This window comes from Pseudomonas sp. YA1 (assembly GCF_058680555.1).
In genome coordinates this window covers 19,176-41,841 of the sequence record NZ_JBZWBG010000029.1, presented here as the reverse complement: position 1 = coordinate 41,841, position 22,666 = coordinate 19,176, and the positions used below count along the sequence as shown (strand labels likewise).

21 protein-coding genes are annotated in these 22,666 nt (G+C 68.5%); 12 read left to right on the top strand and 9 right to left on the bottom strand.

Annotated elements, in window-relative coordinates; all coding sequences use genetic code 11:
* The first annotated feature begins 6 nt into the window (after positions 1-6).
* From AC4OR5_RS29405 to eftM, 5 genes are all read left to right on the top strand, one after another.
* Positions 7-1,251, top strand: coding sequence for a TolC family protein (locus tag AC4OR5_RS29405; protein ID WP_022580500.1), 1,245 nt, complete (start codon positions 7-9; stop codon positions 1,249-1,251).
* Positions 1,248-2,720: an efflux RND transporter periplasmic adaptor subunit gene (locus tag AC4OR5_RS29400; RefSeq protein ID WP_096263218.1), complete on the top strand. Its 1,473-nt coding sequence runs from the start codon at positions 1,248-1,250 to the stop codon at positions 2,718-2,720. The genes AC4OR5_RS29405 and AC4OR5_RS29400 overlap by 4 nt, the downstream gene beginning before the upstream one ends.
* Complete coding sequence (locus AC4OR5_RS29395; protein ID WP_058160488.1) at positions 2,717-5,869, top strand: efflux RND transporter permease subunit; 3,153 nt, start codon at positions 2,717-2,719, stop codon at positions 5,867-5,869. Before AC4OR5_RS29400 ends, AC4OR5_RS29395 begins: the two co-directional genes overlap by 4 nt.
* Positions 5,866-6,198 (top strand): copper-binding protein, encoded by a 333-nt coding sequence (locus AC4OR5_RS29390; protein ID WP_015502318.1) that lies wholly within the window; start codon positions 5,866-5,868, stop codon positions 6,196-6,198. Before AC4OR5_RS29395 ends, AC4OR5_RS29390 begins: the two co-directional genes overlap by 4 nt.
* 201 nt (positions 6,199-6,399) lie before the next feature.
* Positions 6,400-7,143, top strand: a complete 744-nt coding sequence (gene eftM, locus AC4OR5_RS29385) for a class I SAM-dependent methyltransferase EftM (protein ID WP_034026250.1) — start codon at positions 6,400-6,402, stop codon at positions 7,141-7,143.
* 35 nt (positions 7,144-7,178) lie between these two features.
* Here the strand turns inward: eftM and AC4OR5_RS29380 are convergent, their stop codons facing one another.
* Positions 7,179-8,045 carry a LysR family transcriptional regulator gene (locus tag AC4OR5_RS29380; protein WP_022580505.1) on the bottom strand — a complete coding sequence of 289 codons (867 nt, stop codon included), beginning with the start codon at positions 8,043-8,045 and terminating at the stop codon, positions 7,179-7,181.
* A 119-nt stretch (positions 8,046-8,164) separates the two neighbouring features.
* Between AC4OR5_RS29380 and AC4OR5_RS29375 the strand changes: the two genes are divergently transcribed.
* The gene (locus AC4OR5_RS29375) at positions 8,165-8,770 is read left to right on the top strand and encodes a LysE family translocator (protein ID WP_023108271.1); all 606 of its coding nucleotides are present in this window, start codon (positions 8,165-8,167) and stop codon (positions 8,768-8,770) included.
* A 78-nt stretch (positions 8,771-8,848) separates the two neighbouring features.
* On the opposite strand, the gene AC4OR5_RS29370 is transcribed toward AC4OR5_RS29375, so the two are convergent.
* Positions 8,849-9,004, bottom strand: a complete 156-nt coding sequence (locus AC4OR5_RS29370) for a hypothetical protein (RefSeq protein WP_022580507.1) — start codon at positions 9,002-9,004, stop codon at positions 8,849-8,851.
* Here AC4OR5_RS29370 and AC4OR5_RS29365 point away from each other — a divergent pair.
* A complete protein-coding gene (locus AC4OR5_RS29365; protein ID WP_031627812.1) occupies positions 8,985-9,416 on the top strand; it encodes a TonB-dependent receptor domain-containing protein in 432 nt (143 codons plus the stop codon). The genes AC4OR5_RS29370 and AC4OR5_RS29365 overlap by 20 nt on opposite strands.
* Here AC4OR5_RS29365 and AC4OR5_RS29360 read toward each other — a convergent pair.
* The 4 genes from AC4OR5_RS29360 to AC4OR5_RS29345 all read right to left on the bottom strand — a co-directional run bounded on the left by AC4OR5_RS29360 (position 9,413) and on the right by AC4OR5_RS29345 (position 13,477).
* Positions 9,413-11,008, bottom strand: coding sequence for a DHA2 family efflux MFS transporter permease subunit (locus AC4OR5_RS29360; RefSeq protein ID WP_058160487.1), 1,596 nt, complete (start codon positions 11,006-11,008; stop codon positions 9,413-9,415). The two genes, AC4OR5_RS29365 and AC4OR5_RS29360, sit on opposite strands and share 4 nt — an antisense overlap.
* A 32-nt stretch (positions 11,009-11,040) precedes the next feature.
* Positions 11,041-12,138: an HlyD family secretion protein gene (locus tag AC4OR5_RS29355; RefSeq protein ID WP_058160486.1), complete on the bottom strand. Its 1,098-nt coding sequence runs from the start codon at positions 12,136-12,138 to the stop codon at positions 11,041-11,043.
* A gap of 87 nt (positions 12,139-12,225) precedes the next feature.
* Complete coding sequence (locus AC4OR5_RS29350) at positions 12,226-12,639, bottom strand: cupin domain-containing protein (RefSeq protein ID WP_023097187.1); 414 nt, start codon at positions 12,637-12,639, stop codon at positions 12,226-12,228.
* A gap of 88 nt (positions 12,640-12,727) precedes the next feature.
* Positions 12,728-13,477 carry an SDR family oxidoreductase gene (locus tag AC4OR5_RS29345; protein ID WP_022580512.1) on the bottom strand — a complete coding sequence of 250 codons (750 nt, stop codon included), beginning with the start codon at positions 13,475-13,477 and terminating at the stop codon, positions 12,728-12,730.
* Between the two features lie 260 nt (positions 13,478-13,737).
* Between AC4OR5_RS29345 and AC4OR5_RS29340 the strand changes: the two genes are divergently transcribed.
* Positions 13,738-15,336 (top strand): winged helix-turn-helix domain-containing tetratricopeptide repeat protein, encoded by a 1,599-nt coding sequence (locus AC4OR5_RS29340; RefSeq protein WP_022580513.1) that lies wholly within the window; start codon positions 13,738-13,740, stop codon positions 15,334-15,336.
* Positions 15,337-15,438: 102 nt separating this feature from the next.
* Positions 15,439-16,734 carry an OprD family porin gene (locus AC4OR5_RS29335; RefSeq protein WP_003093566.1) on the top strand — a complete coding sequence of 432 codons (1,296 nt, stop codon included), beginning with the start codon at positions 15,439-15,441 and terminating at the stop codon, positions 16,732-16,734.
* A gap of 42 nt (positions 16,735-16,776) precedes the next feature.
* Here AC4OR5_RS29335 and AC4OR5_RS29330 read toward each other — a convergent pair whose 3' ends face one another.
* Complete coding sequence (locus AC4OR5_RS29330; protein ID WP_009313290.1) at positions 16,777-18,420, bottom strand: acetolactate synthase large subunit; 1,644 nt, start codon at positions 18,418-18,420, stop codon at positions 16,777-16,779.
* A gap of 300 nt (positions 18,421-18,720) precedes the next feature.
* On the opposite strand from AC4OR5_RS29330, the gene AC4OR5_RS29325 reads away from it, so the two are divergent.
* Positions 18,721-19,440 carry a B3/B4 domain-containing protein gene (locus AC4OR5_RS29325; protein WP_023874899.1) on the top strand — a complete coding sequence of 240 codons (720 nt, stop codon included), beginning with the start codon at positions 18,721-18,723 and terminating at the stop codon, positions 19,438-19,440.
* Between the two features lie 27 nt (positions 19,441-19,467).
* On the top strand, positions 19,468-20,106 hold the full coding sequence (locus AC4OR5_RS29320) for an FMN-binding negative transcriptional regulator (protein ID WP_058156423.1): 639 nt from the start codon (positions 19,468-19,470) through the stop codon (positions 20,104-20,106).
* Between the two features lie 3 nt (positions 20,107-20,109).
* Here the strand turns inward: AC4OR5_RS29320 and AC4OR5_RS29315 are convergent, their stop codons facing one another.
* Together AC4OR5_RS29315 and AC4OR5_RS29310 are read right to left on the bottom strand one after the other, a co-directional pair.
* A complete protein-coding gene (locus AC4OR5_RS29315; RefSeq protein WP_079980186.1) occupies positions 20,110-20,577 on the bottom strand; it encodes a VOC family protein in 468 nt (155 codons plus the stop codon).
* A 25-nt stretch (positions 20,578-20,602) separates the two neighbouring features.
* On the bottom strand, positions 20,603-21,625 hold the full coding sequence (locus AC4OR5_RS29310) for a GlxA family transcriptional regulator (protein WP_003129343.1): 1,023 nt from the start codon (positions 21,623-21,625) through the stop codon (positions 20,603-20,605).
* 307 nt (positions 21,626-21,932) lie between these two features.
* Between AC4OR5_RS29310 and AC4OR5_RS29305 the strand changes: the two genes are divergently transcribed.
* Positions 21,933-22,661: a GntR family transcriptional regulator gene (locus tag AC4OR5_RS29305; RefSeq protein WP_003101372.1), complete on the top strand. Its 729-nt coding sequence runs from the start codon at positions 21,933-21,935 to the stop codon at positions 22,659-22,661.
* Positions 22,662-22,666 lie beyond the last annotated feature (5 nt).

Genomic DNA, 22,666 nt, shown 5'->3' with positions numbered 1-22,666 from the left:
ATCACCGTGACTCCCATCCGTATCAGTTCGGGCTGGATACTGCTCTTCATGCTGTCCAGCCTGTCCGCACAGGGTGCCTCCCTTTCCCTGGACGACGCCCTCCGATTGGCCGAACGCAACGCTCCGTCGTTGCTGGCACAGAACGAAAAACGCGCGGCGGCCAGAAGCGCCGCGATTCCCGCGGGCGCACTGCCCGATCCCAAGCTGAACCTTGGACTGCAGAACGTCCCCATCGAAGGCGACGATCGCTTCACCACAAACCGGGACTTCATGACCATGCAGATGGTCGGGGTCATGCAGGAGGTGCCCAACCGCGACAAACGCAAGGCGCGTATGGAAACCGCGCAGGCCGCCGTCGAACGTGCCGATGCCGAAGCCGGCGTCGAGCGCCTGCAGGTCCGCAGCGCATCGGCGCAAGCCTGGATCGCGGCCTATACGCTCCAGCGCAAGCTGGCCCTGTTCGACGACTTCTTCCGCGAGAACCGCCTGCTGGCCACCTCGGTCCGCGCACGGTTGGCCGGCGGCGGCGCCAGCGCCGTGGACGTAGTGGCGCCACGCCAGGAGGCAGCGCTGCTGGATGAGCGCAAGGACGATCTCTTGCGCCAGCAGGCCCAGGCCCGCGCGACGCTCAAGCGCTGGACGGGCGAGGATGCGCCCGATGCGCTGGACGGCGACTTCCCGCACTGGACGATCGACGCCGCGCACTCGCGGCAGGCGCTCCGTCTACATCCGGCACTCGCCGCCTACGACCCGATGACCCGCGAGGCCGAGGCCCTGGTGCGCGAGGCCGTGGCGGAGAAAAAACCGGACTGGAGCTGGGAGCTGGACTACCAGCGTCGTGGCCGCGAGTTCGGCGACATGATGACCTTGCAAGTCAGCTTCGACCTGCCGCTCTTCAGCGCCACCCGCCAGGACCCAAAGATTGCCGCACGACGCGCCCAGGTCCGGCAGCTGGAAGCCGAGCGCGCCGCCATGACCCGCGAGTACGAGCAGCGACTGGAGTCCGACCTGGCGGAGTACCGCCGCCTGCAGCGCGCGCTCGAGCGCAGCACCGCCACCCTGCTACCGCTGGCCGAGGAGAAGGTCCGCCTGGCCCTGGCCGGTTACCGCGCCGGCACGCTCGATCTCGAACAACTGCTCGGCGCCCGCCAGCAACGGGTCGAGGCCCGGCTCAGGCAGATCGACCTGCAGGGCTCCCTGGCGCAGCTTGCCGCGCGTCTCTACTTCACCTACGAGGAGGGACGCGCATGAGCCGTTTCCCTGTGAAAGCATCCGCCGCGCTGGTCCTCGCCTTGGCTATCGGCAGCGCCGGCGGCTACTGGTACGCCCAGCAACGCCGCGCGCCGATGCCGGAAGCCCCGGCGCCGGGCATGGCGGAACGCAAGCCGCTCTACTGGTACGACCCGATGGTCCCGCAGCAGCACTTCGATGCGCCGGGCAAGTCGCCGTTCATGGATATGCCGCTGGTGCCCAGGTACGCCGATGAGCCCGACGGCGCACCAGGGGTCGAGGTCGAGCCCGGCATCCGGCAGAACCTCGGTATGCGCCTGGCCACCGTCAGCCGCGGCAGGCTCGACCGCACACTGCGGGTCGTCGGCGTGCTGGCCTACGATGAGCGCGCCGTGGCAGTGCTACAGGCCCGCGCCGGCGGCTTCGTCGAGCGCACCTACGCCCTGGCGCCGGGAGACGTGGTGCAGGCCGGCGCACCGATCGCCGATCTGCTGGTCCCGGAATGGGCCGCCCTGCAGGAGGAGTTCCTCGCCCTGCGCGGCGCCGCGGAGCCGGCCCTGCAGGAAGCGGCGCGGCAACGCCTGCGGCTGGCGGGCATGCCGGACCCACTCGTCGCGCAGATCGTCCGCAGCGGCAGGGTGCACCCGGTGATTACCCTGGCCGCGCCCATCGCCGGAGCAATCCGCGAACTGGACGTACGCACCGGCATGACCCTGTCGGCCGGCGCGCCCCTGGCCCGGATCAATGGCCTGGAGCAGGTCTGGCTGGAAGCGGCGGTCCCGGAGAGCCAGGCCAGAGGACTCCGCCCCGGCCAGACGGTCGACGCCCGCCTGCCGGCCTTCCCGGAGCGTCCGCTGAGCGGCACCCTGGCCAGCATCCTGCCGGAGAACGACGCGCAAAGCCGCACGTCGCGCCTGCGCATCGAACTGGCCAATGCCGACGGCCGGTTGCGCCCAGGGATGACGGTCGCGGTCAATCTCGACCTACCCGGTCAGGCCGATGTGCTGCAGATCCCCAGCGAAGCGGTGATCCGCACCGGCAAGCGCGACCTGGTGATGCTCGCCGGGGAACACGGACGCTTCCAGCCGGTGGAAGTGCGCCTGGGCCAGGAGAACGACGGTCGGGTGACGATCCTGCATGGACTCGTCGAAGGCCAGCAGGTGGTCGCTTCCGGACAGTTCCTGATCGACTCGGAAGCCAGCCTGAGAGGCATCGCGCCGCACACCGCGACGGAGCCCGCCGCGATGCGGACGACGCCGCCCGTGCATGAGGCCGATGGGCGCATCGTGGCCATCACGGCGGAGGGATTGACCATCAGCCACGGACCGTTCGAGACCCTGGGCATGCCCGGCATGACCATGACCTTCGCCCTCGCCCGCCCCGGACTGGCCGATGGCCTGAAGGTCGGCGAGCGTATCCGCTTCGGCGTCAGCCAGAGCGACGCCGGCCTGCTCATCGAGCGGGTACGCCAGCAGGAGGAGCGGCCATGATCGAGGCACTCATCCGCTGGTCGGTGGCCAACCGCCTCCTGGTCCTGCTGGCAACGTTGTTCATCGTCGCCTGGGGCCTCTGGTCGCTGCGTAGCACCTCTATCGACGCGCTTCCCGACCTCTCCGACGTCCAGGTGATCGTCCGTACCAGCTATCCGGGCCAGGCACCGCAGATCGTCGAAAACCAGATCACCTACCCGCTGGCCACCACCATGCTGTCGGTTCCCGGGGCGAAGACCGTGCGCGGTTTTTCTTCCTTCGGCGACAGCTTCGTCTACGTGCTGTTCGAGGACGGAACCGATCTCTACTGGGCGCGCTCGCGGGTGCTGGAGTACCTGAACCAGGCGCAGGCGCGTCTGCCGGCGAGCGCGAAGACGGCGCTCGGGCCGGACGCCACCGGGGTCGGCTGGATCTACCAGTACGCCCTGGTCGACCGCTCGGGCCGGCATGACCTGGCCCAGCTGCGCTCCCTGCAGGACTGGTTCCTCCGCTTCGAATTGAAGACGGTGCCCGACGTCGCGGAAGTCGCCAGCGTGGGCGGCATGGTCCGCCAGTACCAGGTGCTGCTCGACCCGCTGCGACTGGCCAGCCTGGGCATCACCCAGAGCCAGGTGGTCGAGGCAATCGGCAAGGCCAACCGGGAGACCGGCGGCGGCGTACTGGAGCTGGGCGAAGCCGAGTTCATGGTGCGCGCATCGGGTTACCTGAAGAGCATCGACGACTTCCGCGCGGTTCCATTGCGCCTGGCCGGCAACGGCAGCCCGGTCACTCTCGGCGACGTCGCCAGCATCCAGCTGGGGCCGGAGATGCGCCGCGGCATCGGCGAGCTGGACGGCGAGGGCGAGGCGGTCGGCGGGGTGATCGTCCTGCGCAGCGGCAAGAATGCCCGCGAAGCCATAGCACGGGTGAAGGACAAGCTGGAGACGCTGAAGAAGAGCCTGCCCGCGGGTGTCGAGATCGTCACCACCTACGACCGCAGCCAGTTGATCGACCGCGCGGTGTCCAACCTCGGGCACAAGCTGCTCGAGGAGTTCATCGTGGTCGCGCTGGTCTGCGCCGCGTTCCTCTGGCACCTGCGCTCGTCGCTGGTGGCCATCGTCTCGCTGCCGGTCGGGGTGCTGATCGCGCTGATCGTGATGCACCAGCAGGGCATCAACGCCAACATCATGTCGCTGGGCGGCATCGCCATCGCCATTGGCGCGATGGTCGATGCGGCGGTGGTGATGATCGAGAACGCGCACAAGCGCGTCGAGGCCTGGCATACGCGGCATCCGGACACGCCCCTGGTGGGCGAGCAGCACTGGCGGGTGATGACCGAGGCCGCGATGGAGGTCGGGCCGGCGCTGTTCTTCAGCCTGCTGATCATCACCCTGTCGTTCATTCCGGTGTTCACCCTGGAAGCGCAGGAAGGTCGCCTGTTCGGACCGCTGGCGTTCACCAAGACCTATGCGATGGCCGGCGCCGCCGGATTGTCCGTGACCCTGGTGCCGGTCCTGATGGGCTACTGGATTCGCGGGCGGCTGCCGGAGGAGCGCAGCAATCCGCTCAACCGCTGGCTGATCGGGCTCTACCAGCCGGCGCTGGAGCGGGTGCTGCGCTACCCGCGGACGACGCTGGCGGTCGCCGCGCTGATCTTCCTCAGCAGCCTGTGGCCGCTCTCCCGGCTGGGCGGCGAGTTCCTCCCGCCGCTGGACGAGGGCGACCTGCTGTACATGCCTTCGGCCCTGCCCGGCCTGTCCGCGCAGAAGGCTGCGGAGCTGCTGCAGATCACCGACCGCCTGATCAAGAGCGTGCCCGAGGTGGATACGGTGTTCGGCAAGGCCGGACGGGCCGAGTCGGCCACCGATCCGGCGCCGCTGGAGATGTTCGAGAGCACCATCCGCTTCAAGCCGAAGAGTCACTGGCGCCCGGGCATGACCAGCGAAAAGCTGGTGGAGGAACTCGACCGCGTGGTGAAGGTGCCGGGCCTGACCAACATCTGGATTCCGCCTATCCGCAATCGCATCGACATGCTCGCCACCGGCATCAAGAGTCCCATCGGGGTGAAGATCGCCGGTGCCGACCTGGCCGAGATCGAGCGCGTCGCGCAAGCGGTGGAGCGGGCGGCCAGGACGGTTCCCGGCGTCTCCTCGGCGCTGGCGGAACGCCTCTCCGGCGGACGCTACATCGACATCGATATCGACCGCCAGGCGGCGGCCCGCTACGGCCTCAACATCGCCGACGTGCAGGCCATCGTCAGCGGCGCCATCGGCGGGGAGAACGTCGGCGAGACGCTGGAAGGACTGGCCCGCTATCCGATCAACGTGCGCTACCCGCGCGAATGGCGCGACTCGCCCGAGGCCCTGCGGGAACTGCCGATCTACACCGCCGAGGGTGGCCAGGTCACCCTCGGCAGCGTGGCGAGGGTGAGCATCAGCGAAGGACCGCCGATGCTCAAGAGCGAGAACGCCCGCCTTTCCGGATTGGTCTACGTCGACGTTCGCGGCCGCGACCTGGCCTCGGTGGTGGCGGACTTGCGCCAGGCGGTGGAACGCGACGTGCACCTGGCGCCGGGCACCAGCCTCAGCTACTCCGGTCAGTTCGAGTACCTGGAGCGTGCCAATGCCCGGCTCAAGCTGGTGGTGCCGGCGACACTGGCGATCATCTTCGTCCTGCTCTACCTGACCTTCGGCCGTGTCGACGAGGCCCTGCTGATCATGGCCACCCTGCCCTTCGCTCTCGCCGGCGGCGTGTGGCTGCTGTACCTGATGGGGTACAACCTGTCGATCGCCACCGGCGTCGGCTTCATCGCGCTGGCCGGCGTCGCGGCGGAATTCGGGGTGATCATGCTGATCTACCTGAAGAACGCCCGGGCCGAACAGCCACGGTCCGACGACCGCGCCACGCTGCTCCGCGCCATCCGCGAGGGCGCCGTGCAGCGCGTGCGGCCCAAGGCCATGACCGTCGCGGTGATCGTCGCCGGCCTCCTGCCGATCCTCTGGGGCAGCGGCACCGGCAGCGAAGTCATGAGCCGTATCGCCGTACCGATGGTCGGCGGCATGCTCACCGCTCCCCTGCTTTCCCTCTTCGTCATTCCAGCGGCGTACTGGCTGCTTCGCCGTCGTTCGCTCGCCAACCTACCCACGGACTACCCAGGAGAAGCCCGATGAAAACGCGCTACCTCTACGCCACACTGCTCCTCGCCCTGACCTTCGGGGCGCAGGCGGAAACCATGCCGGGCATGGCGATGGAAGACATGCAGACCCAGCAGGCGGCCGCAACGGCCACAGCGGAGGGCACCGTCAAGGCGATCGCCCCGGATCGCGCCAGCATCACCGTCGCCCACGGCGCGGTGCCCACGCTTCGCTGGCCGCCGATGACGATGAGGTTCAAGATCACCCCGGAGCAGTCGCACGGATTGACCGTGGGAGACCGGGTGACCTTCGACTTCCGTGTCGACGCGGGAGCGGCCAGCATCGTCGCCATCCGCAGGCAGTGAGCGCGTGCCGGCAGCCCACCGCCAGCCGGAAAGCGGCGGGTTGCCGGGATCGACTGAGGTCCTCATCCAAGGGCGCCGCTGAGCGGCCGCGGCGGCAGCGAACGTCCGCCCGCGATCCGCCAGCCGGCGCCTGTTTTTTCGCCGGCAAGGCCCGGGCATGGGGTACCATGCCGCGCCCTTCGCCGCCGATCCTTGCCGCCCATGTCCGCCACCGCGCTGTACACCGACCTGTCCCACTATTACGACCTGATGTGCGCCGACATCGACTACCAGGCGCAGAGCCACTGCGTGCGTCGCCTGCACCAGTTGTTCGGCAACCAGGGCCAGCGGCACCTGGACCTGGCCTGCGGCACTGGCCCGCACGTGCGGCACTTCCTCGATTTCGGCTATCGCAGCGCCGGCCTGGACATCAACCAGCCGATGCTCGACCTCGCCCGACAGCGCTGCCCCGAAGCGCACTTCAGCCGGCAGGACATGGCCGGCTTCCAGGTGGACGAGCCGCTGGACCTGATCACCTGTTTCCTCTATTCGATCCACTACAACGCAGGGCTGGAGCGCTTGCGCGCATGCCTGGCCAGCGTGCATGGCGCACTGGCGGATGGCGGCGTGTTCTGTTTCAACACGGTGGACAAGGGGCAGATCGACAATCGCTCGTTCGTCCGCCATTCCGTGGAGCATCGAGGCAGCCGCTTCACCTTCGGTTCCGGCTGGTACTACAGCGGCGAGGGCGAGCGCCAGACGCTGCGCCTCGGTATCGAGAAAACCACGGACGGAACGACCCAGACCTGGGAGGACGAACACGCCATGGTCGCCCTCAGCTTCGCCGAGCTGCAGCACCTGTTGCAGGCGCATTTCGAGGTGCAGGTCTTCGAACACGACTACGAAAGGATCACGCCCTGGGGCGGCAGCTCAGGGAATGCCCTGTTCGTCTGCGTGAAGCGCTAGCCTTCGGAGATCGCGGCGGAAACGCGACTAAGGGATCAGGCCGGCGCGGGCGAAGCGAGCGTCCTGATCAGGAAGCTGCGCAGGCTGTCCACGGCCCTGGAAGTGCGCGACGCCTTGCTTCGATAGACCGCGACGTCCATCGGCTGCAACGGCCCCAGCCCATGTTCCCGTCCCAGTACCTGCAAGTGCGCCGGCGCGCTGCAGCGCGTCAGCACCGCGACCGCGATGCCGCTTTCCACCGCCGCGATCTGGCCGGCCAGGCTCGAACTGTTGTAGACCACCTTGTACCGCCGCCCCTGCGCGCCAAGCGCGTTGACCGCGCAACGACGCGCCAGGCTGGCCTCCTCGTAGACGGCAATGGGCAGCGGGTCGCGCCGCCACAGTTCGAACTGCGACGCGCCGACCCAGACCATCGGCTCCTGGAAGAGGAAGGCCCCGCGTCGGGGACTGTCGCGCGAGACAAGGGCCAGATCGAGGTCGCCGCTGGCCACGCGGGGAATCAGGGCGGTCGACTGTTCGCAGGTCAGTTCGATATCCACCCCGCCGTGCCGCGGCGCGAACCGCCTCAGGACCGGCGTGAGATAGTGCGCCGCGTAGTCTTCCGCGACGCCCAGGCGAATGCGTCCGGTCAGCGTCTCTTCGGCGAACGCGGCCTGGGTCTCGGCGTGCAAGGCGAGCATGCGCCGCGCGTAGCCGAGCAAGGCCTGTCCATCCTCGGTCAATTCCAGCTGCCGGGGGCTGCGACGGAGAACCTGGCGGCCCAGGGCGGCTTCCAGTTTCTTCAACTGCATGCTCACCGCCGATTGCGACCGGTGTACCTCGATCGCGGCGCTGGACAACGAGCCGCTATCCACCGCCGCGACGAAGCACTTCAGCCAATCGATCTGCAGGTCCCGAGGCATCGTGACGACTCCTGAATTCGAAAATCGAATACCTGATTGCCAGAATATTCGCTTTCCGTCCAGGCACCCACATTCCATGATCGCCGGCACGGCACCGCTGCCGCCTCCTCGGAGACATCATGGAAGTCGAAACCTGGCTGCTCTATCTGCTGACCTGCTGCGGCATAGCGCTGGTGCCCGGGCCCAACGCCCTGCTGGTGCTCACCCACGGCGCCCTGCATGGCAATCGCAGGACGCTGTTCACGATTGCCGGCGGCGTGACCGGTTTCATCGGCATGATCGCCCTGTGCGTCCTCGGCCTCGGCGTCCTGCTGAAGACCTCGATGCTCTGGCTGGGCGCCTTGAAGATCGTGGGCGGGCTCTATCTCATCTGGCTCGGTATCGGCCTCTGGCGCGCGGAGCCGGTGGCGCTCACCCATGGAGCAGCTTGCCGGCAGGGCGACGCCTCGCTGTTCCGCCAGGGCCTGTTGTCGGCCATCGCCAATCCCAAGGCCCTGTTGCTCTTCACCGCGTTCATCACACCCTTCATCGAGCCGCAGCGAAGCCTGCTCCTGCAAACGACGGTCATGGCGCTGACCTACGCGGCGGTGGAGTTCGTCGTGGAGTTCGGCGTGGCCAGCGCCGCGCATGGCGTCCGCCCCTGGCTGGCACGGGCAGGGCGGCGTTTCAACCGGGTCTGCGGCGGCTTCTTCGTCGCCTTCGGCGCGCTGCTGCCGATCCGCTAGTGGCTTGCGTCCCGGCTCCGCATCGGTCAGCGCAGCGAGCGCAAGGCGGAGCGTTCGGGGCAATATCGCCGGGGCACGTCAGAACGAACGCACCGCCGCGCTCGCCAGGTCCTGCAGGAAGGACAGCTCGCGCAAGCTCCACTGGCGCAGCCGGCCCTGGATGCGACCGGCCTGCTGCCAGTCGGAAAGCAATCGGCTGAGCGACTCCGGGCGGATGCCGACGGCGGCGAGCATCGGCGGTGACCTCGCCTATCGGGTGGCCTGGACCTTCAGCGACTTCCGCTTCCGCGGCGGCGAATTCCAGGGCAAGCGCATCGCCGGCGTACCACGCCAACCATGGTCGGCCGAGCTGCTCTACCGTCAGGGTCCCTGGAGTCTCGGGCCGAACCTGCGCTGGTTGCCCCAGGACACCCCGACCGACCACACCAACACCCGCGGCAACTACCAGGACGCCTATGCCCTGTGGGGCTTCAAGGCGAGCTACAAGGCTCGCGAGGGACTGAGCGTCTACCTGCTGGGCGACAACCTCGCCGATAAGGTCTACGCCAGCAGCTACGTGATCCGCAATCGTGCCGACGCCAGCCAGCCGACGTTCCTCAGCGGCAACGGCCGCAGCCTCAGCGTCGGAGCGGAGTACAGCTTCTAGCGTTTCCCAGGTGCCCGGGCGGGCGGCGGACCGTCCTGGGTTTCCGTTCGCGCGGCGTGCGCCTTCGCGTATTTCGCGAAGCCAATCTTGATCCCGACCAGCAGCGGGGCGGCGAATACGAACAGCAGGGCCACCGCGTTGAACGCCGTGTCGAAGGCGATCACCGTGGACTGCCCCGTCACGGCGCGGCCGAGCAGGCTGGTCGCCGCCTGGTTCGCAGCCGCCGCGTCCATCCCTTTCAGCGCCAGCATGGCGGACGTATTGGTCAACCGCTCGATGAGCGCGGCACCGCCGGTGCCGAGGTTGGCGCCGAGGACCGCGCCGTTGGCCACCACATGCTGGTCGATCAGCGTCTGCAGCGCGGCGACGCCCAGCAGTCCGCCAAGCTGGCGGCCGGTGTTGAACAGGCCGATGCCGCAGGCAAGGTGCCGTCGGTCGAGGTCGCTGAAGGCGATCAGGGTGATGGAAAGGAACAGGAAGCCAAGGCCGAAGCCACGCAGCAGGACGGCCGCCATCATGTCGTCGGCACCGCTTTCCAGGGTCGAGCCGGACAGCATCCACATCGCCACCATGATCATCAGGATTCCGAAGGGCACCGTGGCGAATGGCGCGACGCCGCGAACCTGCATGAGGTAGGCGGCGACCAGCAGCGCACCGATGAACAAGGCGCCGCTCGGCAGCAGGAGCAGACCGCCATCGGTAGGCGTGAAACCAAGCACGGACAGGGCGAACGCGGGGATCAGGTAGGCGCTGCCGAACAACGCCGCGCCGGCGACGAAGCTGACGATGAAGGCAAAGGAAAAGTCGCTCGACCTGAACAGGTCGAAGTCGAGCAGGCCACGCCCGCCGGCCATCCCCTGCTGGCCGAGAAACGCCAGCAGGGACGCCCCCCCAGCCAGGCTCAGCCACAGCACGTGCGGCTCCTCGAACCAGTCCCAGCGGCTGCCCTGGCCAAGGACGTAGCTGAAACAGCCAAGGGCCAGGGAGAGCAGCGCGAAGCCGATCCAGTCGAACGGACGGGGCCTGGCGACGGGTATCTCGCCGTCCGCCATCAGCAGCAGTCCCGCGGCCGCCAGGGCCAGCGGAACGACGCTGAAGAAGATCCACGCCCAGGACTGGCTATCGACCAACCAGCCCTGCAGGGCCGGGGCGAGCGAGGCGGGCGTCACCACCGCGCCCATCGCGAACAGGGCCTGGAGGAACGGCTGCCGGGCCCGCGGACAGGCGAGGAACAACAGTGTCTGCCCGCCGACCAGCAGGGTGCCGCCGGCGAACCCCTGGACCAGCCGGAGGGCCACCAGCAGATCCAGCCGCGCGGTGACGGCGGCGAGACCGCAGGCCAGGCCCATCGTCAGGGTCGCGCCGATGATCACGCGGCGCCAGTGGAAGCGGCTCATCAGCCAGGGAGCGGTCATGAACCCGATCAGCTTGAGCGCCGTGTAGCCGACATCCAGCCAGGCGAACTCGTCGGGCGTGGCATGGGCATCGCCCATGATGTCGCTGCGTCCGAACGCCAGTACGGTGCCGGCGATCGCCTCCGTCAGCGCGGCAAGCAGGATGCCCGCGACCAGGAGCACACCGGCTGCCGGCATGCGAGGCGCCGCCACGAGCGCGGCTGTCCCGCTCACGGTCCCGCGCTCCGGGCGACTTCGACGCGTGCGGAAAGGCCGGGCACGATGCGCCCGGGCAGCGGGTTGGCGGCGAAGCGGATCTTCACCGGAACGCGCTGCACGACACGGACGAAATTGCCCGTGGCGTTGTCGGCGGGCAGCAGGCTGAACGCCGAGCCGGTGCCGGCGGCGAAGCTGTCGACCACGCCTTCGAGTTCCCCGCTCGGATAGCCGTCGATGGTGATCCGGACGCGCTGGCCGGGGCGGATATGCTCCACCTGGGTTTCCTTGAAATTGGCCACGATCCACACATCGTCGAGCGGAACGATATCCAGCAGGGAAACGCCCGGCGTCACGAAGCGGCCAATGCGGACCTGGCGGTTGCCGATGACGCCGCCCACCGGCGCGCGGACCACCGTGCTGTCCAGGTCGATCCGGGCGAGATCGCGTGCGGCCCGGGCCTGGGCCAAGGCGGCGAGGGCCGCCTCACGCTGGGCCAGGAGCACCGCGATGCGCTGCTGCTGCGCCTCTACCGTGGCGCCAGCCGCCGCCAGCGCCGCCTCGGCGCTGGAGCGCGCCGCCGCGCTCTCGTCGACGCTGGCCTGGCTGACGGCGTTGCTGAGGATGAGCTTGCGGCTGCGAGCGTGGGTCTTGGCCGCGAGGTTCATCTCGGCCACGGCCGAACGCCGCTGGGCCTCGGCCTGGCGGATCAGCGCGCGCTGGAGCCCGGTTTGCGCATCGACATCGTCCAGGCGGGCCTCGGCGGCCTCGATATTGGCCTGCGCTTGCGCAAGCCGCGCGCGATAGTCGCGGTCATCGATCCGGAACAGCACGTCGCCGGCCCGTACGACCTGGTTGTCGCCGACCTCCAGCACCGTGACGTAGCCGGCCACCTTCGGCGCGAGCGAGGTGACGTCGCCGCGGACATAGGCGTTGTCGGTCGAGGTGCCGGCGAACGGCCCGGCGATCAGCCAGCCCGCCGCCAGCACCGCCAGGGCTGCGCCGCACAACAGCAGACCGAGCCGCTTTCTCTTGTGCCGCCGCGCGGCCAGCGCGTGGAGCCCGGAGTCTCCATCGCTAGCCATGGCGGCCTTGTCCTCGTGTGCGTTCATCTTCTGCTGTCCTGCTGGGAAGCGCCGTCGCCGGCAGCCCAGAGGCATGGCCCGAGGCTACCGGACATCGCCAGACGCGCGGATCGGTCATTTGCCCGCGGGGGTGACGAGCGCCCCCTCGTCGCTGTCGAGCACGAACACCGCCATCAGGCGCGCCGGCGCCGTGTCGCTGGCGTTCGCGCTCACGTCGTGGAACGAGCCGGGCTCTTCGATGAAATGCTCGCCGGTCTTGTAGACCTTGGCCGGCGAGCCGTTGACGCCGCTACGCACCGCGCCTTCGAGAACCGTGGCGTAGATGAAGGCCGAACGGGGGTGGGTATGGGATGGCGAGGCCCCACCCGGCGCGTAGTCGACGAGCACGACCTTCATGCTCTTGCCGGGAACGTTCGGCAGGGCCTGGTCGAACACCACCGTCACCTTGCCCGGCAGCCGGTCGCCGGCAGACGCGCCGGCTATCGAGAGCAAGGCCACGGCAATGGCCAGCAGGAAGCGCGTGTACATGGCAGTTCTCCTTCGAATGAATCAGTAGCGCAGGCGCTGGCCCGTCGCCGGGCCGCGGCTCTGCGGATGGGTTGCCGTCCGCGGAGCGCTAGGCCTGCGAACGGGCGAGCCAGTCCTCGAAACGAAGCGTGCCGAGTCGCGCGCCGCTGGCGGGCGTCAGCGACCGGTCGTCGAGCAGGGCGCCAAAGTAACGCGCGTGCACATCCGCCACGACCCGCCGGCTGTCGCGGGTCGCCCGCAGGTAGCGCCTGGCCATTTCGTCGAGCGGCAGCGCCTCGGGGCCGCCGACCTCAAGCGTGCCGTTGACTGGCGGAGCGAGCGCGACGTCGGCGAGCGCGGCCGCCACGTCGTCCGAGGCGATCGGCTGGAACAGCGCCGGCGACAGGTGGATTTCCTCGCCGCTGGCGGCCGACTCGGCGATGCCGCCGACGAACTCGAAGAACTGCGTGGCGCGCAGGATCGTATAGGGGACCTGGGAAGACTTGATGAGGTTTTCCTGGGCGACCTTCGCGCGGAAATAACCGCACTCGGGAAGCCGCTCGCTGCCGACGATCGACAGGGCGACGTGGTGGCGAACCCCGGCCGCGGCCTCGGCCGCCAGCAGGTTGCGGCTGGAGGTCTCGAAGAATTCGAGAACCGCGTTATCCTCCCAGGACGGCGCGTTCGCCACATCGACGACGACCTCGGCGCCGTCCATCGCCTGGGCCAGGCCCTCGCGGGTGATGCTGTTGACCCCGGAGCTGGGGGCTGCCGCAAGCACCTCGTGGCCACGCTCGCGGAGATTCCGCGCAAGTTTCGCTCCGATCAGGCCAGTGCCTCCGATGATGACTATCTTCATGGCTACTCTCCTCCGTTCGACGACACCCGTTGCCGTCGCTGGAGGAGGAGCATGCTTCCCGCTGCCAGGCGAGTCCTTGCGCCAGCCTTGGATTGTCCTTCGGGGAAGCTTGTTTTTTCATCCAGGGAAGGCCGGCGCCAGTACCGCGCCTTGTGGCGGACCGCGCAACGGGAGGCGCGCCGCCGTGCTATCACTGTCGAACAAGAATCGTCGTCCGCCGGGCCTCCGGGCCGGGTGCGCGCGACCGGGAGCAAACGACCTTGCCATTCGAATTCGGAGACTACGTGCTCGACCAGGAGCGCCGGGAACTGACCCTGTGCGGGCAGGCCGTGGTCGTGGGGCCGCAGGTCTTCGACCTGCTGCTGCACCTCGTCAGGAACCATGACCACGTCGTCAGCAAGGACGACCTGCTCAAGGTGGTGTGGAACGGCCGGATCGTCTCGGAATCCACCATCACCAGCCACATCAACGCGGTGCGCAAGGCCGTCGGCGACTCCGGCGAGGAGCAGCGGCTGGTGCGCACGGTCCCGCGCAAGGGCTACCGTTTCGTCGGCGCGCTCAAGGACGCCGGACCAGGCCTGGAACGGCAACGCGCCTGGAGCGACCTCAGCGATCCGGTCCCGCTCGTCGCGAAGGAAGGCACGCCGCCCGCACTCGACCTGCCGGACAAGCCCTCCATCACCGTACTGCCGTTCCAGAACCTGAGCGGCAACCCGGACGAGGACTACTTCGCCGACGGCGTGGTGGAGGACATCATCGCCGCCCTGTCGCGCATCCGTTGGCTGTTCGTCATCGCCCGCAACTCGAGCTTCACCTACAAGGGCCGCGCAGTGGACGTCCGCGGCGTCGGCCAGGAACTCGGAGTGCGCTACGTCCTGGAGGGCAGCTTGCGCCGGTCCGGGAACAAGGTCCGGATCACCGGGCAACTGATCGACGCGACGAGCGGAGCCCATCTCTGGGCGGAACGTTTCGAAGGACTGCTCGACGACATCTTCGAGCTGCAGGATCGGATCGCCGAAAGCGTCGTCGGCGCCATCGCGCCGCAGCTCGAACGGGCGGAGATCGAGCGGGCCAAGCGCAAGCCGACGGAAAGCCTGGGCGCCTACGACTACTACCTGCGCGGCACGGCGAAACTGCATACCGGCACCCGGGAGGCCATCGAAGAGGCGCTGCGGCTGTTCTACACCGCCATCGAGCTTGACCCCGAGTTCGCCTCGGCCTATGGCATGGCCGCCTGGTGCCACTTCTGGCGCAAGTTGAATGGCTGGATGCAGGAACCGGCGCGGGAAATCGCCGAAGGCGAGCGCCTGGCCCGCCTGGCGGTGGAGCTTGGTCGCGACGATGCGGTGGCGCTGACCCGCGGCGGACATGCGCTGGGCCACCTGGCGGGTGACGTCGATGGCGGCATCGCGCTGCTCGACAGGGCCCGCCTGCTCAACCCCAACCTCGCCCCGGCCTGGTACCTCGGCGGTATCCTGCGCGCCCTGCGCGGCGAGACGGAAACCGCGATCGAGGACCTGCTCCATGCGACGCGACTGAGCCCGCTCGACCCGGAAATGTTCAGGATGCAGGTTGGAATGGCACTCGCGCATTTCTTCGCCGGGCGCTTCGACGACTCGGCGGAGTGGGCGGAAAAGGCACTGGGGAACCTGCCCAGCCTGCTGGCCGCGGCGGCCCTGCTGGCGGCCAGCCACGCGCTGGCGGGACGAGCGGACGAAGCGCGGCGGGCGATGGGACGCCTGCGGGCACTCGACTCATCGCTGCGCCTCTCGCAGTTGCTCCACTGGCTGCCGATCAAGCGTCCGGAGGATCTCGCGCGGCTCGCGACGGGACTGCGACTGGCCGGCCTGCCCGAATGACCCGGCCGGGCAGGCCGCGCTAGACCAAGGTCGCAAAGACCCCGCCGACCATCTGTGACACCTTCGCGCGCTTTTTTACCCCCCGCTGTCGAGAGTCACCGCATGTCCGCCCCGTTTTCCCCCCGTTCGCCCCGCACCCTTCGCGGCCTGGGCGCCCTCGCCCTGTGCGGCGGATTCGTCGCCCCGGCCCCTGCCGCCTTCCTCGAGGACGGCAGCGCGCGCCTGGAAGCGCGCACCGTCTACTTCAACCGCGACTTCCGCGACGGCAGCTCGGCCAACCCGCAGGGCGCCTCCAAGCGCGAGGAAGCCGCGCAGGGCTTCATCCTCGACCTGCGCTCGGGCTATACCGAGGGCGCGCTGGGCTTCGGCGTGGATACCCTGGCGATGCTCGGGATCAAGCTCGACTCCAGCCCCGCGGACAGCAACAGCGGCCTGCTGCCTTCCAGCGGCCACGATCCGCGTCGCTCGGTCGACCAGTACGCCAAGGCCGGCGTCGCCGGCAAGATGCGCTTCTCGCAGACACAGTTCAGATACGGGGCGATGCTGCCGGACATGCCGTTGCTGAAATACAACGACGGACGCCTGCTGCCGACCCTGTTCCACGGCGCCCAGCTGACCAGCGAGGAGATCGCCGGCCTCAGGCTCTCCGCCACCCGCCTGGAGCGCTACACCGCGCGGGACTCCAGCGATGCCCAGGACATCCGCCTGCACTGCAAGAACAAACGCTACGCCTGCGACACCACCGGCAACCGCTTCGACGCCTACCAACTCGACTACCAGGTCAACGACGGCCTGCTGTTGCAATACGCCCAGGGCGGCCTGCGCAACGTCTATCGCCAGCGCTACCTCGGTGCCGTGGGCAAGCGGCAGCTCGGCGCCGGCAAGCTGAGCGCCGACCTGCGCTGGTTCGACAGCGAGGACGCCGGCGCGGCCCGCGCCGGCAAGATCGACAACCGCGCCCTCAGCCTGCTGCTCGCCTACGCCCAGGGCGGCCACACGCTCAGCGCCGGCTGGCAGCGGATGAACGGCGCCAGCTCGATGCCCTACCTCGACGGCAGCAATCCGTACCTGGCCAACTACCTGCAGGTGAACGACTTCGCCAACCCCGAGGAACGCTCCTGGCAACTGCGCTACGACTTCGACCTGCGCAGCGTCGGCGTGCCCGGCCTGAGCTTCATGACCCGCTACGTCAACGGCGACCATATCCGCCTGGCCAACGGCGACGAGGGCAAGGAATGGGAGCGCGACATCGAGCTGAAGTACGTGGTGCAGAGCGGCCGCTTCAAGGACCTCAGCCTGCGCCTGCGCAACGCCACCTACCGCACCGACTTCGAGCGCTCGGCGCGCGACGTGGACGAGGTGCGCCTGATCGCCAGCTACAACCTGTCGCTGTTCTGAGCCGTCGCGCCGGAACGCACACCGGCGCGACGCTCCGGCGGTTCAGACCGCCAGGGCGCGTTCGCGCAGCTCGACGTTGAGGATGTGGTCGTTCTCCGAGTAATCCACCGGGCAATCGATCACATGCACCCCGGGCGTGCCCAGGCAGCGCTCCAGCAGCGGCAGGAAGCCCTCGGCGCTGTCGACCCGGTGGCCGTGGGCGCCGTAGGCCTCGGCGTAGCGCACGAAGTCCGGGTTGCCGTAGTCCAGCCCGAAGTCGGCGAAGCCCATGTTCGATTGCTTCCAGCGGATCATCCCGTAGCCGTTGTCGCGCAGGATGATCACCGTCAGGTTCATCTTCAGCCGCACCGCGGTTTCCAGTTCCTGGCTGTTCATCATGAAGCCGCCATCGCCACACACCGCGACGATCGGCCGGTCCGGGTAGACCAGGTGCGCGGCCATCGCCGAGGGCAGGCCGGCGCCCATGGTGGCGAGGGCGTTGTCCAGCAGCACGGTGTTGGGCATGTGCGCCTTGTAGTTGCGGGCGAACCAGATCTTGTACATGCCGTTGTCCAGGGCGACGATGCCCTGCGACGGCAACGCCCGGCGCACGTCGGCCACCAGGCGCTGCGGATAGAGCGGGAAGCGCGGGTCGTCGGCGCCTTCGGCGACCTGCGCCTCGTTGGCCTCGCGGATCGCCAGCAGGCGGGTGAAGTCCCAGTGCGCGGTATCGTCCAGCGCCTCGCCGATCTGCCAGATGGCGTTGGCGATGTCGCCCACCACTTCGATCTGCGGGAAATACACCGGGTCCACCTCGGCGGAACGGAAGTTCACGTGGATCACCTCGGTACCGCCGCGAACCATGAAGAACGGCGGCTTCTCGATCACGTCGTGGCCGACGTTGACGATCAGGTCGGCCGCCTCCACCGCGCGATGCACGAAGTCGCCGGCGGACAACGCGGCGTTGCCGAGGAAGCGCGGGTGACGCTCGTCGACCACGCCCTTGCCCATCTGGGTGGTGACGAAGGGAATGCCGGTCTTGTCGATCAGTTGCTTGAGGACCTTGGCGGTCATCTTGCGGTTGGCCCCGGCGCCGATCACCAGGATCGGGCTGCGCGCGGCGCGCAGCTTCTCCACCGCGGCGCAGATCGCCTTGTATTCCGCCAGCGGCCGGCGGCTCAGGCTCGGCGGGATGGGCAGGCTGTCGGTCTGCTCGGCAGCGATGTCCTCCGGCAGCTCCAGGTGCACCGCGCCGGGCTTCTCTTCCTCAGCCAGGCGGAACGCCTCGCGGACCCGCGAGGGAATGTTGTCGGCGGAGGCCAGTTGGTGGGTGTACTTGGTCAGCGGCTGCATCATGCCGACCACGTCGAGGATCTGGAAGCGGCCCTGCTTGGACTTCTTGATCGGCTTCTGCCCGGTGATCATCAGCATCGGCATGCCGCCCAGGTAGGCGTAGGCGCCGGCGGTGACCAGGTTGGTGGCGCCCGGGCCGAGGGTCGACAGGCTGACCCCGGTCTTGCCGGTGAGGCGCCCGTAGGTGGCGGCCATGAAACCGGCCGACTGCTCGTGACGGGTGAGCACCAGCCGGATCTGCGACTTGCGCAGGGACTCCAGCAGGTCGAGATTCTCCTCGCCGGGAATTCCGAAGACGTACTGCACGCCCTCGTTTTCCAGGCATTGCACAACCACATCGGCTGCCTTGGCCATCTGCGTTCTACCTCGGGTGGTGGCGGTTCTGACCGCTCGAACACTGCGCCCCTCGCGCCTCGCTGTCCAGCCCCGCCCGGCCGGCGGAAGGCTCTGGCGCCGGCTTCGCCGGCAAGCGAACGCCGCTCCCGCCATTAGCGCAGCTGAACCCGACCACCCGATCATCAGCACAGCTAATAATTCATTCGCTGATTTCATGGTGAGGGCGGAGCCCGGATGGTAGAAATCCACCTACCGCTTTACGCGCCGGCCAAGCCGAATGCCCCGGCCCCTCCATCTCACCGAACCCTGAAGACGCCCATGCCCGAGCACGCCCCGATCCTCCCCGTCATCGCCGCCGAGGTGGCCGCCCTCGCCCCCGGTTTCCGCGCCCTGAGCCTCACCGTCGAGGCGGCGCCGATCGTTCGTCCGGAAATCGCCGGCCGCGCCGTGGAGCGCGCCTGCCAGGCGCTGGCGCGTGGCGAACCGGACTGGGCCGAGGCGCACCTGGCAGCCTGGGCCGAGGCGTTCCGCCGCTTCGGCGCCAAGCCGCAGCGTACCCCCTGCTCCGCCGAAGCCCTGCGCAAACGCGCGCTGCGCGACGGCGGGCTGCCGAGCATCGACCCGGTGGTGGACCTGTACAACGCCATCAGCGTGCAATTCGCCATTCCGGTAGGCGGCGAGAACCTCGCCGCCTATGCCGGCACGCCGCGCCTGGTGGTCGCCGACGGCAGCGAGACCTTCGACACCCTGAAGAACGGCGAAGCGCTCGACGAATCCCCCGACCCCGGCGAGGTGGTCTGGCGCGACGACCTCGGCGTCACCTGCCGCCGCTGGAACTGGCGCCAGGGCGTGCGCACCCGCCTGGACGCCGGCGCCCGGCGCATGTGGTTCATCCTCGAGAGCCTGCCGGAAATGCCGCTGGCGGCCCTGCACGAAGCGGGCGGCCTGCTGCTCGACGAATTGCGCCTGATGATGCCCGGCATGCGCGCCGACTCGCGCCTGCTGTGCGTGGCGACGGAACCCACCGACAGCGTATAAGGGCCGAGTCCCCGAGGAGAACAGAACATGTACCTGCCTTCGCATTTCGAAGAGTCCGACCCGCAGGCGCTGCACGCGCTGATCCGGGACTATCCGCTGGGCCTGCTGGTCAGCCACGGCGAAGCGGGCCTGGACGCCAACCACCTGCCGTTCGAGCTGAGCCCGGAAAAGGGCGCGCAAGGCACCCTGGAAGCCCATGTCGCGCGCAGCAACCCGGTATGGAGCGAGCTGCGCGACGGCGACGAGGTGCTGGTGGTGTTCCGCGCCGGCGATGCCTACATCTCGCCGCAGTGGTACCCGAGCAAGCAGGAGCACCACCGCCAGGTGCCGACCTGGAACTACCGGGTGGTCCACGCCCACGGCCGGGTGCGGATTCGCGACGACCAACGCTACGTGCGCGGCCTGGTGGCGCGCCTGACCCGCACCCACGAGGCGACCCAGGAAACGCCCTGGAAAATGACCGACGGCCCCGCCGACTACATCGACGAGATGCTCCGGCTGATCGTCGGCATCGAAATCGAGATCACCCGCCTGGTCGGCAAGTTCAAGCTCAGCCAGAACAAGGAAGCCCGCGATATCCGCGGCGCCAGCGCAGCGCTGCTGGCGCGCGGCGAACAGGCGATCGGCGCGGCCATGGACGACTGCGCCGCCCGGCGCGACGGCTGAGGCTCAGGCCTCGCCCGGCTGCGGCCGGTGGTGGACGAACTCGACCACCGTGCCGTCCGGCAGCAGCGCATTGAAGCAGGCGCCGGTGGGCGCGCGCGCCGGCCCGAAGATGATCTGCGCGCCGGCAGCCAGCAACCGCCGCTGATAGGGCTCGATGTCGTCCACCAGCAGGGTGCCGGTGGTGCTGCGGAACGGCGCCAGCGCCTCGTCGCTGCCCTCCAGCAGGAGGAAGGCGCCGACCGCGGCGAGTGTCAGGCGTTTCTCGGGAAAGTCGAAGCGCATGTCGTGGGCGACGCCCTGCAGGTCTTCGTAGAAAGCGATGGCCGCATCGATGCTGCCCGGTTCCAGGTAGACACGGATGAACACCCGCGGCTCGGCGAAACCGGACGAGTCGTTGACGCGACGCCAGAGAAAAGGCTGGGACATGGCGCAGGACCTCCGCAGGCCAGGGCGAAAGGTCCGTTCTAGCATGCCGGCCGCGTCCGGCGAAACGCCCTCATTTCGTCGAGCGGACGTTGCCGTAGCGCACTTCTTTCGACGGCGGGTAGCCGTAGAAGGCGGTGTAGCACTTGCTGAAGTGGCTGGGCGAGACGAAGCCGCAGGCGACCAGGACCTCCAGCATGGTCAGGTCGGAATGTTGCAGCAGGCGCCGGCACTCGGTGATCCGCAACTCCAGGTAGTAGCGCACCGGCGTGGTTCCGAGCTGCTGCTGGAACAACCGCTCGATCTGCCGCCGCGAGCGCCCCACGTAGTGGGCGAGCTGCTCCTGGCTGAGCGGTTCCTCGATATTCGCCGCCATCAGGTTGATCACTTCGCGCAACGGCTCGCTCATCTTCTCGTGCAGGGCCGGGCGCACCCGCCGGTAGCGCGACTCCTCGAAGGCGAGGATATCCACCACCGCCTCCACCAGGTCGCGCCCGTGGCGCCGGGCGATCCACTCCAACGCCAGGTTGAAGGCGCCGGTGGGGCTGGCCGCGGTCAGGCGGTCGCGGTCGACCATGTAGCTGTCGCTGGTCACCTGGCTGTTGCGGGCGATCTCGGCGAGGGCGGCGCGGTGCTCGGGATGGATGCAGCAGCGGTAGCCATCCAGCAGGCCGGCGTCGCCGAGGAACCAGGCACCGTTCCACAGCCCGGCCAGGGCCACGCCGCGCGACGCCACGTCCTGCAACGCTTCCCGCAGCGCGGCGGACGAGCGCAGGGGCGTGCGCAAACCGCCGCAGACCACCAGCAGGTCGAGTCCTTGCCGCGCCGCCGAGGCGAGCGCCAGGTCCGGGCAGATCAGCAACCCGAGGTCGCTGGTCACCGGCTCGCCGCTCAGGCTGAAGTTGCTCACCGCGAAGGACTCGCTGCGGATCAGGTTGGCGGTCACCAGGGTGTCCAGCGCCTGGGTGAAGGCCGGCAGGGAAAAGTGTTCGAGCAGCAGGAAGCCCACCCGCGCCCGTGCCGAGCCCCCCTCCCCGGCCCCGGTGAACCTGAGGTTCTGCCCTTGCAGGGCGGCGCTGAAACGCCTTCTTTCCATCGATTCGTGCCTCTTGTTCTTCTTGTTCCCGGCCAGCGGGCCGCGACGCCTGCCGTCGCGGCGAAAACCCCGGGCGCTCCATCATATGCGCAAGCCATGTAACTTGGCGCCTCCCTGGCGCGCCGGGGGAATATGCTCAAATACGCCCTCGGGGGGCTGCCCCTTTCGCACACCACGGCGTCAGCGGAAACAGCGCGGACGAACGGTACGGAAACGCCCCGAAAAACCTGTAGACATATTGTCTAACAGAATCCTATAGTCATTATACAAACTGTAGACACAGCCCATGACAAGTAGAAAGGCCTCCATGAAAGCCCAACCCGACGTCGACTCGAACAGCGCCGATGCCCCCTTCGACCGCAAGGCGGTGCTGGGCGATGCGCTGCGCCGGCGGATCCTGAGCATGGAACTGGCGCCCGGCGCGGTCGTCGACGAACTCGCCCTGTGCGACGAGTTCGGCCTCTCGCGCCCGCCGGTGCGCGAACTGCTGCGGCAGATCGCCGCCGAGGGCTACATCGAACTGGAAGCCAACCGTGCGCCGCGCGTCGCGGCCATGAGCCACGACTCGCTGCACGCCTTCTTTCTCGCCGCGCCGCTGATCTACATCGCCACCACGCAACTGGCGGCCACCCATGCCAGCGAAGCGGAGATCGAGACGCTCAAGGCGATCCAGGAAGATTTCCGCAAGGCCATCGAAGAGAAGCATGTGGAAAACCGCGTCATCCACAACGACGCCTTCCACCTGGAGATCGGCAGGATGGCCCACAACGACTACCTCATGCCCAGCCTGCGCCGCTTGCTGATCGACCATGCGCGGCTGGGCAAGATCTTCTACCGCCATCCGACCACCGACGACATGCAACGCGACCTGGAACTCGCCTGCGACCAGCACGACCAGATCGTCGATGCCATCCAGCGGCGCGATCCGGATGCGGCGGCGGACATCGTCCGTGCGCATTTCGAGCTGTCGCGCCGGCGCATGGCCGAGTACGCGGCGCCGGCCGGAGTGGAGGTGGCGCTGGTCTACGAGGGTTAGCGAGC

Excerpts from the sequence above, each read along its gene's own strand:
- AC4OR5_RS29400 (WP_096263218.1), top strand. The coding sequence starts at position 1,248 with ATGAGCCGTTTCCCTGTGAAAGCATCCGCCGCGCTGGTCCTCGCCTTG.
- AC4OR5_RS29395 (WP_058160488.1), top strand. The coding sequence starts at position 2,717 with ATGATCGAGGCACTCATCCGCTGGTCGGTGGCCAACCGCCTCCTGGTC.
- AC4OR5_RS29390 (WP_015502318.1), top strand. The coding sequence starts at position 5,866 with ATGAAAACGCGCTACCTCTACGCCACACTGCTCCTCGCCCTGACCTTC.
- eftM (WP_034026250.1), top strand. The coding sequence starts at position 6,400 with ATGTCCGCCACCGCGCTGTACACCGACCTGTCCCACTATTACGACCTG.
- AC4OR5_RS29380 (WP_022580505.1), bottom strand. The coding sequence starts at position 8,045 with ATGCCTCGGGACCTGCAGATCGATTGGCTGAAGTGCTTCGTCGCGGCG.
- AC4OR5_RS29375 (WP_023108271.1), top strand. The coding sequence starts at position 8,165 with ATGGAAGTCGAAACCTGGCTGCTCTATCTGCTGACCTGCTGCGGCATA.
- AC4OR5_RS29365 (WP_031627812.1), top strand. The coding sequence starts at position 8,985 with ATGCCGACGGCGGCGAGCATCGGCGGTGACCTCGCCTATCGGGTGGCC.
- AC4OR5_RS29370 (WP_022580507.1), bottom strand. The coding sequence starts at position 9,004 with ATGCTCGCCGCCGTCGGCATCCGCCCGGAGTCGCTCAGCCGATTGCTT.
- AC4OR5_RS29360 (WP_058160487.1), bottom strand. The coding sequence starts at position 11,008 with ATGCCGGCAGCCGGTGTGCTCCTGGTCGCGGGCATCCTGCTTGCCGCG.
- AC4OR5_RS29355 (WP_058160486.1), bottom strand. The coding sequence starts at position 12,138 with ATGAACGCACACGAGGACAAGGCCGCCATGGCTAGCGATGGAGACTCC.
- AC4OR5_RS29350 (WP_023097187.1), bottom strand. The coding sequence starts at position 12,639 with ATGTACACGCGCTTCCTGCTGGCCATTGCCGTGGCCTTGCTCTCGATA.
- AC4OR5_RS29345 (WP_022580512.1), bottom strand. The coding sequence starts at position 13,477 with ATGAAGATAGTCATCATCGGAGGCACTGGCCTGATCGGAGCGAAACTT.
- AC4OR5_RS29335 (WP_003093566.1), top strand. The coding sequence starts at position 15,439 with ATGTCCGCCCCGTTTTCCCCCCGTTCGCCCCGCACCCTTCGCGGCCTG.
- AC4OR5_RS29330 (WP_009313290.1), bottom strand. The coding sequence starts at position 18,420 with ATGGCCAAGGCAGCCGATGTGGTTGTGCAATGCCTGGAAAACGAGGGC.
- AC4OR5_RS29325 (WP_023874899.1), top strand. The coding sequence starts at position 18,721 with ATGCCCGAGCACGCCCCGATCCTCCCCGTCATCGCCGCCGAGGTGGCC.
- AC4OR5_RS29320 (WP_058156423.1), top strand. The coding sequence starts at position 19,468 with ATGTACCTGCCTTCGCATTTCGAAGAGTCCGACCCGCAGGCGCTGCAC.
- AC4OR5_RS29315 (WP_079980186.1), bottom strand. The coding sequence starts at position 20,577 with ATGCTAGAACGGACCTTTCGCCCTGGCCTGCGGAGGTCCTGCGCCATG.
- AC4OR5_RS29310 (WP_003129343.1), bottom strand. The coding sequence starts at position 21,625 with ATGGAAAGAAGGCGTTTCAGCGCCGCCCTGCAAGGGCAGAACCTCAGG.
- AC4OR5_RS29305 (WP_003101372.1), top strand. The coding sequence starts at position 21,933 with ATGAAAGCCCAACCCGACGTCGACTCGAACAGCGCCGATGCCCCCTTC.